Source organism: Parvularcula mediterranea (assembly GCF_013085255.1).
Taxonomy (GTDB): Bacteria; Pseudomonadota; Alphaproteobacteria; order Caulobacterales; family Parvularculaceae; genus Parvularcula; species Parvularcula mediterranea.
Window position 1 is genome coordinate 1425079 of sequence record NZ_JABFCX010000002.1, and the last position, 15788, is coordinate 1440866.

Below are 15788 nucleotides of genomic sequence, written 5' to 3' on the forward strand. Positions count from 1 at the left end.
GGCTCGCTTTTCCCGTCCAACATGGCTAGCAGCTTCGGCAGCCTATGTCTCTGCGAACCCTTATTTGCGACGACGAGCCGCCAGCGCTCGAACTCATGGCGACCCTCCTTGAGGGCATCCGCCGCGTGGATCTCGTGGCCAAATGCCTGTCAGCGCGTGAGGCGCTCGAACGCATCAACGCTGGCGGGATCGACCTTGCCATCTTCGACATCGAGATGCCTGAAATGAGCGGTGTCGACGTGATCTCAAAGATCACCGTGGAGCCCAAACCGCTCCTCGTTTTCGCCACAGCCCACGCTGAATACGCAGTCGAAGCCTTCGACGTCGACGCGATCGATTACATCGTGAAACCCATCGAGGAAGACCGCGTCCGCCGGGCGATCGACAAGGCTGAGCGGCTTCACGCCTCGATCGTGGCGTCCAAGGAAGACGGCTCCCAGATGGTCGAGGATCAGGACCGCGCCGTCGCGCCCGACGCCATCCTCAAGGTGCCTGACGGCGGCCGCATCCACTTCATCGCCGAGAGCGAGGTGATCTGGGTCGAGGCGGCTGGCGACTACTCGATCGTCCACACCCGCGAAGGAAAGAATTTCGCGATGCGGGCGACGCTGGCCTCGCTCCAGAAGAAGCTCGCCGCGGGGAAATTCGCCCGGGTCCACAGGTCAGCCATCATCGCCTCCGGCGCCATCAAGGCGATCAAGATGCTCCCGAAGGGCGAGGCGTCCATCCTGCTCGAAGGGGATGTCACCGTCCGTTCAAGCAGGACCTATCGCGACACGGTCAGGGCCCTCGCAGACCGCGATTGATCCGCGTGCTGCAGCGCACAATCCAGCTCACCGCTGCGAGAGGACGGGTTGCCGCAAGGCCCCTTGCGCTTCAGACCTCGAGGCAAGATTCCTAGTCTGGAAATCACTCGCCGAACCGATGGCCCCCATCGGCGCCGGCGCCAAGGGAGAAGACCTGATGAAGACTTTCCTAGCCGCAGCTGCCGCATCGACAAGCCTCCTGGCCCACGCCGCCATCGCTCAGGACACGATCGCAGAGAAGGTGGACGCGCTCCTCGCGGAAATGACGATGGAGGAGAAAGTCGGGCAGCTGACCCAGTACAGCGCCGCATGGGAAGTCACAGGCTCCGCTCCCACCGGGGAGAGCGAAGTCGCAAAACGGTTCCGCCATGTGGAATCAGGCCTCGTCGGCTCTATGTTGAATGTGATCGGTACGGATCAAGTCCGCACAATCCAGGAATACGCCGTCGAGAACTCTCGCCTCGGCATCCCGATGATCTTCGCCTACGACGTGATTCACGGGCATAGGACATCCTTCCCCCTACCTCTCGCTGAGGCGGCCAGCTGGGACATGGAGCTGATCGAAGAGGGCGCGCGTGTCGCCGCCCGTGAAGCCGCTGCCCAGGGCCTCAACTGGACCTTCGCACCCATGATCGACATCAGCCGCGATGCGCGCTGGGGCCGCGTGATGGAAGGTGCTGGCGAAGACCCGTTCCTTGGCTCTGAAATCGCTGTGGCAAGGGTCAACGGTTTCCAGGGCGATGACCTTTCCGACCCGCTGACAATCGCTGCGACCGCCAAGCACTTTGCAGGCTACGGCTTTGCGGAGAGCGGCAAGGACTATAATGCCGCCGAAGTCGGCACGGTGACGCTCTGGAACGTCATCTTCCCGCCGTTCAAGGCAGCCATTGAGCGCGCGAACGTCCGTACCGTGATGAACGCCTTCAACACGGTGAACGGTGTTCCGGCGACCGGTGACGAATGGATGCAACGCGACATCCTCAAGGGTGAGTGGGGCTTTGACGGCTTTGTCGTTTCCGACTGGGGCTCGGCCGTTGAGATGATCGACCACGGCTTCGCTGCTGACCGCGAAGATGCAGCCAAGCTCGCCATCATCGCAGGCTCGGACATGGACATGGAGTCCTACGTTTTCCGTGACCACCTCGAAGGTCTCGTCGAGACAGGCGCCGTCGATGAAGCGCTGATCGACGACGCAGTCCGCCGTGTGCTGACGGTCAAGTATGAGCTCGGCCTCTTTGACGACCCCTACCGCTACATTGATGAGGGCCGTGAAGAGGCGCTTCTCATGGCGGAAGAACATGTCATGGCTGCCCGCAAGATGGCGGAAGCGTCTGTTGTGCTTCTGAAAAACGAGGGCGATCTTCTGCCGCTCTCCACCGACGACGATGTTGTGATCATCGGCGCACTGGCCGCTGACAAGGACGCGCCGATCGGCAACTGGCGCGCTCAGGCAGAGGCGAAGTCCGCAGTCTCGGTCCTCGAGGGCCTCGACGCCATCGACTTTCCGTACACTTACGTGGAAGGCGCGAAGGTCCAGATTGGCGACGCAGGTTTCGGTGATGAGCTGACCATCAACATGGAAGACCGCTCTGGCTTCGATGACGCGGTGAAGGCCGCGGCAGCAGCCGACAAGGTCGTCCTCGTCTTGGGCGAAACGGCACTGATGAGCGGGGAGGGCAGGAGCCGCGCAGGCATCAAGCTTCCTGGCGTACAACAAGAGCTCCTCGAGGCCGTCCACGAAGCGAACCCGAACACGATCCTCTGGGTCATGGGTGGCCGCCCTCAGGACCTTTCGTGGGCTGATGAAAATGTCCCGGCGATCTTCCAAGGCTGGCATCTCGGCCATGAAAGCGGTAACGCCGTCGCCAGCATCCTGACCGGCGCCTACAATCCGAGCGGCAAACTGCCGATGACTTTCCCGCGCGCGGTCGGTCAGGTGCCGATCTACTACAATGCACTCAACACGGGTCGTCCGGGGCCGAAGAAGGAAGTGTTCTGGCAGCACTACACCGACATGACCAACGACCCTCTTTACCCGTTCGGTCACGGTCTCAGCTACACGGACTTTGACTATTCAAGGCTCCGCGCTCGCCAGCGCGGCGAGAATGTCGAAGTTTCCGTCCGTGTTCGGAACACCGGAGACATGGCAGGCCAGGAAGTCGCCCAGCTCTACATCTGGGACCGCGCGGCCACCGTCGCACGTCCCATCCGCGAGCTGAAGGGTTTTGAGAAGTTCGAGCTTGCTCCGGGCAAGACCAAGACAGTCAGCTTCACGCTGACCCCTGACGAGCTTGGCTTCTACAAGGGTGACGGCAGCTTCGTGACCGAGCCGGGCGCGTTCGACATCTTCGTTGGCGGATCATCCGCTGCGGAGCTGAAAACCACCATCGATTACAAGGCTGAGTAGGAAATGGCACCCCTGCGGCGCCTGGAGTTCGGCGCCGCAGCAAGGTTTGGCGTATTCTCGCGCTGTTCCCACTCACCGCTTCGATTGGACGGCTCGCCGCAAACCAGCTTGCTCGAAGTTAAGCCCCGCAGCATCGTTTGCCGGTTATTTGCAGCCAGATCCTGAGCTTCGTTGGCCTTCGAAGCGATGGAGTTGGCAGCAACACAACTCCCCTGGCGGGTCCCGTTCGGGCCTGCATTTACTGGCCTCTGCGATCTCCGGCTGTTTTTCAGCCGCGGCGCAGAGGCCCTTTTTTGCCTAGGCGGCGGTGTTGATGAAGCCGAGCGGAAGCCGGTCAAAATTACCGCGATTGGGCAGGATCGTATCGAGGTCTGCCTCGCTGATACCGAACCAGCGACCAAGATCCGACGCATACTGCTCAACAGCAGTGTCAGGGATCAGAGCGCCGCGGCGATAGTCCCTATCGTGATCAACAACATAGGGCGCAACATCGCCATAGATGCCACCACCATTGACCGCACCACCCATCACCATGTGATGACTACCCCAGCCATGATCTGTACCCGTTGAGTTACTCGTCAGTGTTCGGCCAAAATCCGACGTGGTGAAGGTGGTGACGTTGTGCGAGAGCCCAGCGCCGTCGATAGCATCCTGGAAGGCCTTCAAGGCTTGGGAGAAGGTTCGGATCTTGTCGGGCAGTCTGTCAACATGGTTCGCGTGGGTATCAAAACCGCCAATCGAGACGAAAAAGATCTGGCGGTTGACGCCAAACGCCTCGCGTTGGGCGATCATGTTGGCAACGCCAGCAAATTGTTCCGACAACCCGTTGCCCGGAATGATAACCTGATCGCCAAACGTCTCACCTTTCAGCGATTGCGAGACGAAGTTCATGTCGACGATCGCTTGGCTTTGCTTCTCCATGATGTCGCGCATCAGCACGTTGTTGCGTGCGCTGCCGCCAGCGCGGCCATACCACTCGCGGATCCTGGGAGGCAGCTCGCTTGTACCAAGGACGGAACCGGTCGCGCCGAATGCTGTCCGCGCTTTGCCGTTGCGAACCTGCAGCTGACGGCTCTCACGGCCGGACAGGAACACGGATTGGCGACTGGCGGAGAAGCCGCCGAAACCAGCCGAACCGTTCGTCGCATCGAGGAAGCGTCCACCCCAACCGTATTGGGAACCCTCCGTCTGCAAAGAAAGCCAATACGACTCTTGGTCATTATGGGATTGAAGTCGCGGTGGGAGAATAGCGGAGCCGTCCATCACCTGCTGGCGGCTGACTGGCTCAATCAACGTGCCAACATTTGGAACGAAGGCCATTTTGCCATCGTTGAAGAGCTGTGCGAGTTCTGCGGCCTCTGGCGGCATTGCGAACTGCCGTGTGCCGAACGAGTTGCCAGCTTGCGGGGTTAGCGGCACGAGGCCAGAGCGCTCCCGCGTACTTCCAAGGCCAGCTTCATCAAAAGCGTCCATGATCAGCTTACGCGAGCCGGACCAGTCATTGTACGAAGACTGATCATATCCAATGAGCATCTCGTGGTTGTCGAGACCGCCTTCGAACAGGAGGCAGACAAGCGCTTTGTAGTCGCCTCCCACACTTGCACGGGCGGCAAGCGGAGAAAGTGCGGTGGCACCCATGGCGGCGGCGGAGCGGTGGAGGAAGGAACGGCGTGAAAGCATCGTCATCTCCTAGTTCTGGACCAAGAATTCAGGTGAAGTGGCGATCATTGCGACCGCGAGGCGCATCCGGTCGAACTCTCCCTCCTCGGGTGCATTCGGATCAATCCGGACAAGCTCGATCATCGAGGCCAGCTCACTCAGTGCGTCCTGAGGGAGCTTCCCGCCCGTGAGGATGAGATCAGCTTCCGTAGCCAGCGCCATCGGATCATTTGCCAGTTCGCGCAGCGGCTCGATGCTTGAGGTGAACGCAAAGTTCCGACCATTACTCCTCAAGTCGGGCGCAGCGTAAAACGAAGCCACTTCCTTCGTGTAGCCGATGATCGCTTCAGTTGACTGAGTCTGAAACTCCGGCGTCACAAGGCCCATGTCGCCTGCCTCGCTGCCCGGTTCAACAAAGCCCGGGCGGTAGAAATTGAAGACACCGGGCGAAGCGAAGGCGTTCATCTCCAGTCGTCCGTCGAGATCGAGCGAACGAAGGCGACCGGAATAGGGGATTGGCCCCGAGGTCGACACGGTCTGCTCTCCACGGAATGAGCGAACGACATTCGCCAAACGAAGCAGCGGAGAGCGGAGCTTCCCTTCACGTTCGCCCGTCTCTGTGTTCTGTGCCTCTTCATCCGTCAGGATGGCAGCAGCGACGGCAGCCATGTCGCAGCGTTGGCCTGTGCCGATGACCTGACCATTTGCGAGCTCGAAGGAGCCTGCGTTGAAGACTTCGGCAACGCGTCCGACATACTCAGGAGACGGATTGGATGTCACAAGCTTCTGAATGAGCTGCTTCGAGATAAACGGAGCGACATTGGGATGCGTCAGCAGGAAGTCGAGCGCTGCTTGAACGCTCGCCACTGGCGACGTTCCAACATCAATCGTTGTACCTAGGAAGCTCTTGGGTCCTGGCTCGTGGAACTCAGGGTAGCCCGCCATGGGGATGTACCGGTTGTCATCAGTGATCTGTGGGCGGTCAAAACGTGTATTTGCCCAAGTGAGGCCGGTGAACACCTTCGCGAGACCTGAGATATCGTTGATGTCGTAGGTCTCTTCTCCGAGGGGCTGGCCCTGCTCATCAAGCATCTCGAGCCCGATTGTGAACAGCTGCATCACCTCGCGGGCGAAATTCTCGTCCGGTTCGATACCGGTTGAGCTGTCGCGCATCTTATTGCCCATATGCGAGAGGTAGATCCCCATCACCGGGCTCAGCGATACCTTGCGAACAAGCTGACAGTAGTTGCCGAGAGCTTCCTCTTGAAGATCATCGAGGTACACGCCGTATTCACGGACCCTCGGGCTGAGAAGCTGATCCTGAAGCGAGATGACGACGATCTGAGACAGCGCGAAGGCCATCCGTTGACGGAGTTGATCTTCGCCGTGAATGGCGCGTTCCCAGAACAGGTCCTGGACTTCGTCGACCCGGGTCCGATCAATCTCCCATTCCTCGATCATCCGGTCGAGATAGGGGACAGGTTCTTTCGTTACCTGATCAGCGATCCAGGCGTCGATGCCGGTCTCCTGAAGCTCTACGACGTCCGCTTTCGACGGACCGAACGTTGCCTGCTGGAGGAAGCGTACAGCTTCGTATTCCGACACGGGATCGGGCTGCGGCTCAGGTTCCGGCTCTGGATCCGGCGGCGGAGGCGGAGGCGGAGGCGGAGGGGGCGGAGGAGGAGGAGGAGGAGTATCCGTACCGCCGCTCGTCGGCGGTGGTGTTGGTTCGGGATCAGGACCTGATCCTTCAGGCATACAGGCGGCCAGCGTTATCGCGGCCGTACACAGAAGTAATGGTCGAATGAATGACATCCACACGCACCCCAATGGCTAGGAGGTGAATGTGTAACAATCCAGTCTGTCCGAAATATGGCGGGAGTTGGGCGAAAAAGTCCGCCCACGTTATACTTAATGGGTCCTGTCGTTTTTAAGGTGTTCGATTACCTTAGACGTCAGCATGGGGAGGAACTTAGGCGCCAGATCATGGCCCATATCGTTAACGAGTTCGAGCTCTGAGTGCTCAAGATTTGCGTGAAGATCCTTACCAGCGGTCACGGGGACGAGCTTGTCAACGTAACCGTGAACAATAAGACTGTGGCAGGGTATTTGGCGGGTGTATTTGCGAAGATCGCCGGTCTCTAAAATTGCAGCGAGTTGCCTCTGCCAGCCCTCGCGGTCCATTCCGCGGTCATAGGCAGCGGCATGGAAGGCCCTCAAATCCGCCTCACTCATGCCACCATCGACGGTCATGAAGAACTGCCACTTCGCCACGATATCGTCGATCGTGGCTTCGCGGCCTTCAGGTGCCTTGCCGCGGTTGAGGAGGATATCCATGGCCTTCTTCTCAGGCATCGGAAGGCGACGATTGTTCGTGGACGTCATGAAGAAGACGATCCGATCAATTCGGTCCGTATGCCGAGCGGCGAGTACTTGGCTGACGATGCCCCCCATGGAGAGACCGATGAGATGCGCCTTCTCGATACCGAGATGGTCCAGCACGGAGACCGCATCGTCCGCCATGTCTTCGAGGGTGTAGGGAGCTCCAGCCTTGAGGCCGATCAGACCCAGGATCAGCTGGAGGTAGGGGTTCGGCGGCTTCTTGCCCTCGACCCGCCCCGACAGGCCGACATCGCGGTGGTCAATGCGAATGGTCCTGAAGCCAGCCTGCTGGAGGTCACGGACGAATGGTTCGGGCCATTGCGTCAACTGCATCCCAAGGCCCGTCAGCATAAGGACGGGCTTGCCATCCTCCGGTCCTCCGACTTCGTACGCAATCGGGATGGCGCTGTCAGTCTTGCCCGTCATCGTCATTATGCTGCTCTTTCTGCCTTCCGGCGAAGTCCGGGCGGAGGAGGGGTCTCCGGCGCGCCGGCAAAGCACTGCGCCTTGCTCATCCAGTCTTTAGCAGCACTCCCCGTGACCTCCAAAGGAACGTCAGCGATGTTCCGGGTCTGTGTCACCACCTGGCAGAATGCCGTAGCAGGCCCTTCGATCCGCTCGTCAGCCTGCTCGTCATTGAACGTCCACACCTCTCCTGAAGGCGCGGTCAGGCGGACGTGAGGCTTCACCCCTGGACGTTCCTCTCCGCGCACGGAGTAGGTCCAGCCGAAGGTCCTGACGCCCAGCTCGGCGATCGGGTAGATGCGATCCTCGTCCTGACGATCTCTGCCGAGGGCATCGAACACCGCCTGTCCGTGCGCCCATGTTTCCATAAGGCGGGCCGAGATCGACGATTGCGCACTCATCGGTGGTCCGACCCAGGGCAGACGCGCCTCAGGGTCAGCGTTGCGGAAGGCATCGGCTGTCGCGCGCGCCCCGGCGATCCATGTCTCCCGCAGGCATTCACCGGAAAGATCGCCGTACCGCTCATCCTCGTAAGAGCGCAGTCCGGTCGTCGCCATCTTCGGCAGCGCTTCCTGCAACATGGCCATAAACCCTTCCGGGTCCTGAAGGCTCAGGGTTGCCGCCTCGTTCCACATATGCAGATGGCGGAGGATCTGATCCACCGTCCACTCCTTGAAGAGCGTGGTCGCATCGTGGGCGAGGTCACCGCCAGTGATCGCCCGGTCGAGCGCCTCGCTCTCCTCGAGGAAAAAGTCCGCTTCCCTGATCATTCGCCAAGCGCCTCGGTCAGGCGTTCATAGGCTTCGATGAACTCTTCCTTGAACCGCTGGACGACCTGCCCGGAGGTCTCCTTCTCATTCATCAGGCCAACGGCCTGACCCACCCAGTAGGTCGAAAGTTCCTTCGCACCCTGATGACCACCATCGGCCAGCTTGTCGAGATGCCGGAGAGCAGGCTCGGAGATGAGGGTCTGGAGCGGCATGGGCAAAGGCTTCGGACCTTTCGCCTCCCAAGCCTCCGTCCACGCACTTTTGAGCTGCCGCGAAGGCTTGCCCGTGCGCGACCGGGACCGGACCGTGTCAGCGGACGTCGCTGTCAGCATCTTCTCCTTCACCGACTCCGAAGTCTCGGCCTCCGAAGTCGTCAGCCACACCGAGCCGCACCAGGCGCCAGCTGCACCCATGGCCATCATCCCGGCCATCTGGGTACCCGTCGCAATACCTCCTGCCGCAAGAACAGGCGTACCCTGAGCAGCCCTGACCACTTCAGGGACAAGGACAACGGTAGAGACTTCGCCGCAGTGCCCGCCAGCCTCACCGCCTGCAGCGATCAGGACGTCGACACCCGCGTCAACCTGCTTGGCAGCATGCTTGGCTGAGCCGACCAAAGCGCCGACCTTCACACTGTGCTCCCGGCCTTTGTCCAGCATGATCTGCGGGGGCACACCGAGCGCGTTGACCAGTAGCTTGATCGGATGGCTCAGCGCCACATCGAGCACGGCACCCGCACCGTCAGGCGTCAGATTATCCGTAAAGTGAAGATGCTCGCGACGGCTATCCTCGATCCCGCTGGTCGAGACGTCAGCCTTCTCAAGGACGTCATTGGCAAACTGCTTATGCTCACCCGGAAGCATGCCGAGCAGTGCGTCCTTATCGACGGGACCTGCCTGCAAGACGCTCGATGTCGGAACGATCAAGTCGAGGCCGTAGGGCTTGCCGTCGACATGCTCGTCGATCCATGCCAGCTCTTCTTCCAGGAGGTCCGGCGGATGGTTCACCGCGCCGAAGACGCCCATCCCCCCGGCTTTGGACACTGCGGCGACCACGTCGCGGCAGTGGCTGAATGCCAAAAGCGGGAACTCGATCCCGAACATCTCGCAAATCGGAGATCTCATCTATTCCTCCGTGTCAGGTTCAATTTGTAGAAGCAGGTCCCCGCCTGCCACCTGTTTTCCAGCAGCCGCGGGCAGCGCACTGATCGCCCCAGAGACTGGGGCTGTCACTTCGTGCTGCATCTTCATGGCTTCGAGAATGGCGAGCCTTTGGCCTTTCTCGACCCGATCGCCCTCAGTGACGAAGACTTCCGTGACCAGCCCGTGCATGACTGCAGTCACCGCGCCAATGCCTCCAGCCTCGCCAGAGCCTGACGCGACTTGGGTGAGATCGGTCAGCGTGAGATCCTGATCCGCAGTCGCTAGGGCGATCGTGGCGCCCTCAACAGTGAAGGAGAAGGGGATGCGCGTGCCGTCCACAAGCGCAAGGCCCTGGTCTTCGCCCAGAGAAACGAAGCGTACGCTGATCGAGCGATCATGGAGCGTTGCGACAAGCTCACCCTTGGCCTCGGCGATCCGAACGGCAACGTCATCCTCTCCAGCAAAAACGACAGAGGAATAAAGCGCCTCACTCGACGCCCATCCTCGCAGCTCTTCAGGCAGGGAAGCCGCCGCCGCGTTTTCGTCCCGCCGCCGAGCGTGAATGATCGCCGCTGCCAACGCGAGATGCTGAAGCCTCGCAGGCTCAGGCTTCCAAGCCTCGCTCCTGTCGATAGTCGTCGTCCTCGCATCACCGGTTCGGAACGCCTCACCTTTGAGGAGCGACCGGAGGAACTGCCGGTTGGTTTGAGGGCCGATGAGGGCTGTATCTTCGAGCGCCTTGGTCAGCTTACGGATGGCCTCGTCACGGCTAGCGCCGGTGGCGATGACCTTGGCAACCATCGGGTCATAATGCGGCGTGACCTCTCCGCCGGTTTCGATCCCCGCGTCGGTCCTGACACCCGCCGGTGCCCGCCAGAGCTTCACAGGCCCCGTCGACGGAAGGAAGCCAGCGCCAGGTTCCTCGGCATACAGCCGCGCTTCGATCGAGTGCCCGCAGAGCTTCACATCGTCCTGCGTCAGGCCGAGAGGCTTGCCCTGCGCGACCTTAAGCTGGAGCGCCACGAGATCGAGCCCGGTCACTTCCTCCGTCACCGGATGTTCGACCTGCAGCCGCGTGTTCATCTCGAGGAAATAGAAAGACCCGTCTTCACCCAGCAGGAACTCCACCGTACCGGCGCCCTGATAGTCGACGGCAGCAGCAGCTTCGCACGCAGCCCGGCCCATGCGCTCCCTGAGGTCCGCGTCCACGGCAGGCGAGGGGGCTTCTTCAATGACCTTCTGGTGCCTGCGCTGCAAGGAGCAGTCCCGCTCGCCAAGGTGAATGATTGATCCGTGGGCATCGCCGAAGACTTGAACCTCAACGTGGCGGCCGTCCTCGATAGCCTTTTCAAGAATCAAAACGCCAGAGCCAAAGGCATTCTCCGCCTCGCTCCGCGCATCTGCCAGTGCCGCTGGCAGGTCGCTCGCTGACCGGACAAGCCGCATGCCACGACCACCGCCGCCTGCGGCAGCCTTGACCATGACCGGGTAGCCGGCCTTCTCTGCCTCCGCGATGAAGACTTCGTCCGACTGATCCGTCCCCTGATAGCCGGGAATGCAGGGCACACCCGCTTCCAGCATGGCCCTCTTTGCGCCCGCCTTGTCGCCCATCAGCTCGATAGCGCGAGGGGATGGGCCAATGAACACGAGGCCCTCATCCGCACACCGCTGGGCAAACGCTGCGTTCTCGGACAGGAAGCCGTAGCCTGGATGGATAGCCTCGGCCCCGCTTTCCTTTGCGGCGCTGATGACCCGGTCCATATCGAGGTAGGAGCTGCCCACGGGCGCCGGGCCGATCACGACAGCCTCGTCAGCAGCCTTGGCATGGGGCGCATCACGGTCGGCTTCCGAGGCGATGGCAGCTGTCCTGTACCCCAACTCTTTCGCAGTACGGATCACCCGGAGAGCGATCTCTCCACGGTTTGCAACGAGGATGGATGAAAAGCGCTCAGCCATCTTTCCTCCAGCTCGGTTGACGCTTCTCGACGAAGCTCGCAATCCCTTCACGGCCTTCGTCCGAGAGCAGGCAATCCGTGAATGCTCGTGCCGCCTCATCGGAGAGGTCACCACCTTCAGCAGCTAACATCGCAAGGCGCTTCGTCATGGCGTTCGCATCGGGCGCACAGGTCAGGATCTGCGCCTTCACCACTGCCTCATAGGCGCGCAGTCCCGCCTCATCCTTGACCACAGTATCGGCAAGGCCCAGCGCCTCTGCCTCCACACCGCGAAACTTCTGTGCCGTGATCATCAGGCGCTTTGCCGTCATCAGACCGAGCCGCCTGACCACGTAAGGCGCAATCTGCGCCGGAGGGATGCCAAGCTGCGTCTCAGTCAGGGCAAACTTCGCGTCTTCAGTGACCGCGACGATATCGGCGCAGCAAACAAGCCCAAGCCCGCCCGCCATCGCCGGCCCATCGACCAGCGCCAGCACCGGCTGAGGCTGCTCCGCAAGCTGACGGAAGAGCCTGCCCCCCGTCTTCGACATCTCCTCAATGGCGTCCCGGTCGCCAGAGAAGATGTACCGCGCCATGCCTTTGAGGTCCCCGCCGGAGCAGAAAACACCGCCAGCACCCGTCAGGCTGATGCCGCGCACCTCGCGGGCATCCGCTGCCTCCTCGAGCACCGAGGAAAGCGCCTGGGTCATTTCGAGCGAGAGGGCATTCTTGCGCGCCTCGTCATCCATGACGATTCGCAACCAGCCGCCGGAAAACTCCGTCCTCAGCGTTTCGTGGGAAGAAAACTCAACCATCGTCACATCCTCGCCACGCCAAACGCGTTGGTCTGTGGCTGCCGCGCCCGACCTTCGAGGCAGGTCTCAATGACGAAGCCCAGCACCCGGCGTGTATCCCGCGGGTCGATCATCCCGTCGTCGCAATTCCGGCCTGAGGTCGTAAAACCGTCAGCCTGCCCATCAAAGTGGTGTTTGAGAGCCGCTTCCTGAAAGGCGAGCATCTGTTCATTAGGCTCTTCGCCCTTCGCCGCCGCAGCGCCTTCGGCCACGATTCGCATGACCTTCCCGGCCTGCTCACCGCCCATCACGCCAGTCATTGCATTGGGCCAGATGAAGCAGAAGTCCGGGGCGAAGCCGCGTCCGCACATGCCGTAATTGCCCGCGCCGAAGCTCGCGCCGATCTGCACCGTGATCCGCGGCACACGGACATTGGCGACGGCCTGGATCATCTTTGAGCCATTCTTGATCATGCCAAGCCGCTCATGCTCCGTGCCCACCATATAGCCCGTGGTGTTTTGCAGGAAGACCACCGGCGTCTCCGAGCTATCGCAGAGCTGCAGGAACTGCGCAGCCTTGTGCGCCCCGGGGTTATCAATCGGACCGTTGTTGCCAAGGAGACCCACGCGATGCCCCATGATCGAGGCGAACGCGCAGACTGTGGCCGACCCGATCCGCGCCTTGAAATCGGTGAGGTCCGAGCCGTCAACGATCCGCGCCATCACTTCGCGTACGTCGAAGGGCTTCTTGTAGTCAGGCGGCACAACGCCGGCCAGCTCGTCAGGGTCCAGCTTCGGGGCCTCCACCGTTCCGCGAGCGACCTCCGGCGTACCCGGAAGCCTGCCGACGATCTCCCTTGCAGCAAGAATTGCATCACCATCATCCTCACACAGAACATCGGCCAGACCCGAGACCTCCGCGTGCATCTCCGCGCCGCCAAGGGTGTCGTCATCGGCCACTTCGCCCGTCGCAGCCTTGAGGAGGGGAGGACCAGCGAGGAACGCCTTGCCCTCGCCCTTCACCGCTACAACGTAGTCGGACAGTCCTGGCATGTAGGCACCGCCAGCTGTGGAGCTTCCGTGGAGTACGGCAATCGTCGGCACACCTGCCGCCGAGAGCCGCGCGAGGTTCGCGAATATCGTCCCGCCTTCAACGAACCCTTCAACCGTATAAGCCTTGAGGTCACCGCCAGCGCTCTCAACGAGATGGACAAAGGGAAGCTTCTGCTCGAGGGCGATCTCCTCGGCTCTGATGAACCGCTGCGCCGTACCGACCGCCAGTGCACCGGCCTTGATCGCCGCGTCATCCACCGTAACGACACAGCGGCGTCCACGGATGAACCCGATGCCCGCGATGAGGGTTGAGCCTGGGATCGACTTCTCTTCCTTGTCCGTGTCCACCATATATCCAGTGAGGTTGCCGATCGTCAGGAACGGCATCCCCGGATCAAGCAGGCGTGCCAGCCGTTCACGGGGCAGGAGCTTGCCTTTCTTGGCAAAGCGCTCCGCCTTTTCGGCAGACTTGGCAGCAGCTCTCGCGTTCAGGCCTTCGAGCCTGTCCACCAAAGCCAGCATCTCCCGGCGGTTGGTCTTAAAGCTCTCCGATGTCGGATCGATGCGGCTTTCAAAGACAGCCATCAGCTGATCTCCTCAAGAAGTCGGGCAGGGACCTGGACGGACATGGTCAGCATGACCTGCGAGAAACCCTTCCCCTGCGGGTCATTGCGCAAAGAGGCGATGCCGCCTCCGCCCAGTGATTTCTCAAGCGTGAAGTTGATGGCCGACGTGCCCGGCATATGGAACCGCTTCACGAGACCTTCGGCAACGTGAGCGAAGCGCTCGGCCACGGCCTCTTCGGTGAGCTGCGCCCAGAGATAGGGCAGGAGGTCCGGGTGCCGCGCGATGACACCGACATTGGCGCTGTTGCCTTTGTCACCGGAGCGCGCGAAAGCCGCCTCGATCAGCAGCACGCTGACGAGGTCTGATGTCTGCTCTGCCGCGCAGGGTTCGGCGAAGGGAGAGGGTGGAGCACTCTTTCCGTGATCAGCGCTCGCAACAGGCTGCGCTCCTTCGCCCAGGTCAACGCTGACCGACACCTCACCTCGATCGATAAGGAAGCTGTAAAGCTGCACGACAGGCGAAGGCTTCGGCCTTGCACCAGCAAACCCGCAAAGGCCCGGAGGCGTAGCGAGGCCAAGCCCTGCAGCCTCGCGCAGGAGGGTCGCGATACCTTTCTCCTCCGCATGCCGAGCAGCGACCTTCAGGACGACCTCGTCGGCCTCACCTTCCTCGCCAAACATGCCGCCGGCGCCGATCACCTCGACCGAAGTTTCCGTGAACGGAGGAAGGCTCTGCGCCCGCAGCATGAACTCGCACCGGGCCAGCACATCCTCGGCAAAAACCCGCGCCTTCTCGGCGGCCTGAAAGCCATAGAACGTCGGTGTCAGCCCGCCGCGCCAGCCTGCGAGATGCGTCGCACAGACCTTGAGCTTGCCCGTGGGCGCACGCCCCTTGGCACCGCTGACCGCCACGCGGTCGGGACCCACGTCCTCCAGCTCAACCTCACGCCAGTCACAGCGAACGTCAGGGAGCAGATAGTCTCCGGGATCACCGATCTCATAGACCAGCTGCTCCGCCACCGTACCCCGGCTGACCAGCCCGCCAGAGCCCTCAGGCTTGGTGATCACGGCGGACCCGTCTTCGGAAACCTCCGCAATCGGATAGCCGATCGCCGCCCGGTTCGGCACATCGCGCCAGTCGGTGAAGTTCCCGCCTGTCGCCTGTGGCCCGCATTCGAGAAGGTGCCCGACGAGGCTCCCTGCGCTCAGAAGGTCGTAATCCTCAGCGTCCCAGCCATAGCGGTTCATCAGGGCACCGAGCGTGAGCGAGCTATCCACGCAGCGCCCCGTAATCACGATGTCCGCGCCGTCCGCCAGTGCCTTCGCAATCGGCAGCGCGCCGAGATAGGCATTCATGCTGACAAGCGCCATCGGCTCAGGATGCCTCTCGCCCGAGAACATGTCCTCCGGCCCGAGCTCGCCGATCTCCGCCCGCCGCGCGATCAGGTCATCACCCTCGACCACAGCAACCTTGAGACCGAGCCCAGCGTCATCGATCAGCTTGCGCAGCGCCCGTCCGCAGGCCGCAGGGTTCACGCCGCCCGCATTGGACAGAACCTTTACCCCACGCTCGGCAATCTCGGCGAGGTTCCGCTTCATCACGACACTGACAAAGTCCGGCGCATACCCGCCGTTCTCTGGGTCCTTCATCCGCCCACGGGCGAGAAGGCTCATCGTGATCTCTGCGAGGTAATCATAGACGAGGACATCCACCCCTGCCTTCAGGAGCTGGGGCGTCGCCATCACGCTCTCACCCCAATAGCCGCTGGCACCACCGATCCGGATCATCGTCAGCTCGTCGTTGCGTCAGG

Annotated in this window: 11 protein-coding genes; 2 read left to right on the forward strand and 9 right to left on the reverse strand. The window is 61.6% G+C overall.

The window, feature by feature from the left end:
• Positions 1 to 44: 44 nt before the first annotated feature.
• Together HK107_RS07520 and bglX are read left to right on the forward strand one after the other, a co-directional pair.
• Positions 45 to 806 (forward strand): LytR/AlgR family response regulator transcription factor, encoded by a 762-nt coding sequence (locus tag HK107_RS07520; RefSeq protein ID WP_173198174.1) that lies wholly within the window; start codon positions 45 to 47, stop codon positions 804 to 806.
• A gap of 157 nt (positions 807 to 963) precedes the next feature.
• A complete protein-coding gene (gene bglX, locus HK107_RS07525) occupies positions 964 to 3213 on the forward strand; it encodes a beta-glucosidase BglX (RefSeq protein ID WP_173198176.1) in 2250 nt (749 codons plus the stop codon).
• A gap of 297 nt (positions 3214 to 3510) precedes the next feature.
• Here the strand turns inward: bglX and HK107_RS07530 are convergent, their stop codons facing one another.
• The 9 genes from HK107_RS07530 to HK107_RS07570 form a co-directional block, all read right to left on the reverse strand.
• On the reverse strand, positions 3511 to 4893 hold the full coding sequence (locus tag HK107_RS07530) for a DUF1501 domain-containing protein (RefSeq protein WP_173198178.1): 1383 nt from the start codon (positions 4891 to 4893) through the stop codon (positions 3511 to 3513).
• A gap of 9 nt (positions 4894 to 4902) precedes the next feature.
• A complete protein-coding gene (locus HK107_RS07535; RefSeq protein ID WP_173198180.1) occupies positions 4903 to 6477 on the reverse strand; it encodes a DUF1800 domain-containing protein in 1575 nt (524 codons plus the stop codon).
• A gap of 306 nt (positions 6478 to 6783) precedes the next feature.
• Positions 6784 to 7686, reverse strand: a complete 903-nt coding sequence (locus tag HK107_RS07540; protein ID WP_173198182.1) for an alpha/beta fold hydrolase — start codon at positions 7684 to 7686, stop codon at positions 6784 to 6786.
• Positions 7686 to 8489, reverse strand: a complete 804-nt coding sequence (locus tag HK107_RS07545) for a TIGR03084 family metal-binding protein (protein ID WP_198912327.1) — start codon at positions 8487 to 8489, stop codon at positions 7686 to 7688. Before HK107_RS07545 ends, HK107_RS07540 begins: the two co-directional genes overlap by 1 nt.
• Positions 8486 to 9613 (reverse strand): NAD(P)H-dependent flavin oxidoreductase, encoded by a 1128-nt coding sequence (locus HK107_RS07550; protein WP_173198184.1) that lies wholly within the window; start codon positions 9611 to 9613, stop codon positions 8486 to 8488. The genes HK107_RS07545 and HK107_RS07550 overlap by 4 nt, the downstream gene beginning before the upstream one ends.
• Positions 9614 to 11587: an acetyl/propionyl/methylcrotonyl-CoA carboxylase subunit alpha gene (locus HK107_RS07555; protein WP_173198186.1), complete on the reverse strand. Its 1974-nt coding sequence runs from the start codon at positions 11585 to 11587 to the stop codon at positions 9614 to 9616.
• A complete protein-coding gene (locus HK107_RS07560; RefSeq protein WP_173198188.1) occupies positions 11580 to 12380 on the reverse strand; it encodes an enoyl-CoA hydratase/isomerase family protein in 801 nt (266 codons plus the stop codon). The genes HK107_RS07555 and HK107_RS07560 overlap by 8 nt, the downstream gene beginning before the upstream one ends.
• Before the next feature lie 2 nt (positions 12381 to 12382).
• Complete coding sequence (locus tag HK107_RS07565) at positions 12383 to 13996, reverse strand: acyl-CoA carboxylase subunit beta (RefSeq protein WP_173198191.1); 1614 nt, start codon at positions 13994 to 13996, stop codon at positions 12383 to 12385.
• Entirely contained in the window at positions 13996 to 15765 is a 1770-nt protein-coding gene (locus HK107_RS07570) for an acyclic terpene utilization AtuA family protein (protein WP_173198193.1), read from the reverse strand. The genes HK107_RS07565 and HK107_RS07570 overlap by 1 nt, the downstream gene beginning before the upstream one ends.
• Positions 15766 to 15788: the final 23 nt, after the last annotated feature.

Bases quoted from the DNA above. Each gene is read 5' to 3' on its own strand.
- HK107_RS07520 (WP_173198174.1), top strand. From the start codon at position 45: ATGTCTCTGCGAACCCTTATTTGCGACGACGAGCCGCCAGCGCTCGAA.
- HK107_RS07560 (WP_173198188.1), bottom strand. From the start codon at position 12,380: ATGGTTGAGTTTTCTTCCCACGAAACGCTGAGGACGGAGTTTTCCGGC.
- HK107_RS07555 (WP_173198186.1), bottom strand. From the start codon at position 11,587: ATGGCTGAGCGCTTTTCATCCATCCTCGTTGCAAACCGTGGAGAGATC.
- HK107_RS07545 (WP_198912327.1), bottom strand. From the start codon at position 8,489: ATGATCAGGGAAGCGGACTTTTTCCTCGAGGAGAGCGAGGCGCTCGAC.
- HK107_RS07550 (WP_173198184.1), bottom strand. From the start codon at position 9,613: ATGAGATCTCCGATTTGCGAGATGTTCGGGATCGAGTTCCCGCTTTTG.
- HK107_RS07565 (WP_173198191.1), bottom strand. From the start codon at position 13,996: ATGGCTGTCTTTGAAAGCCGCATCGATCCGACATCGGAGAGCTTTAAG.
- HK107_RS07540 (WP_173198182.1), bottom strand. From the start codon at position 7,686: ATGACGATGACGGGCAAGACTGACAGCGCCATCCCGATTGCGTACGAA.
- bglX (WP_173198176.1), top strand. From the start codon at position 964: ATGAAGACTTTCCTAGCCGCAGCTGCCGCATCGACAAGCCTCCTGGCC.
- HK107_RS07570 (WP_173198193.1), bottom strand. From the start codon at position 15,765: ATGATCCGGATCGGTGGTGCCAGCGGCTATTGGGGTGAGAGCGTGATG.
- HK107_RS07530 (WP_173198178.1), bottom strand. From the start codon at position 4,893: ATGCTTTCACGCCGTTCCTTCCTCCACCGCTCCGCCGCCGCCATGGGT.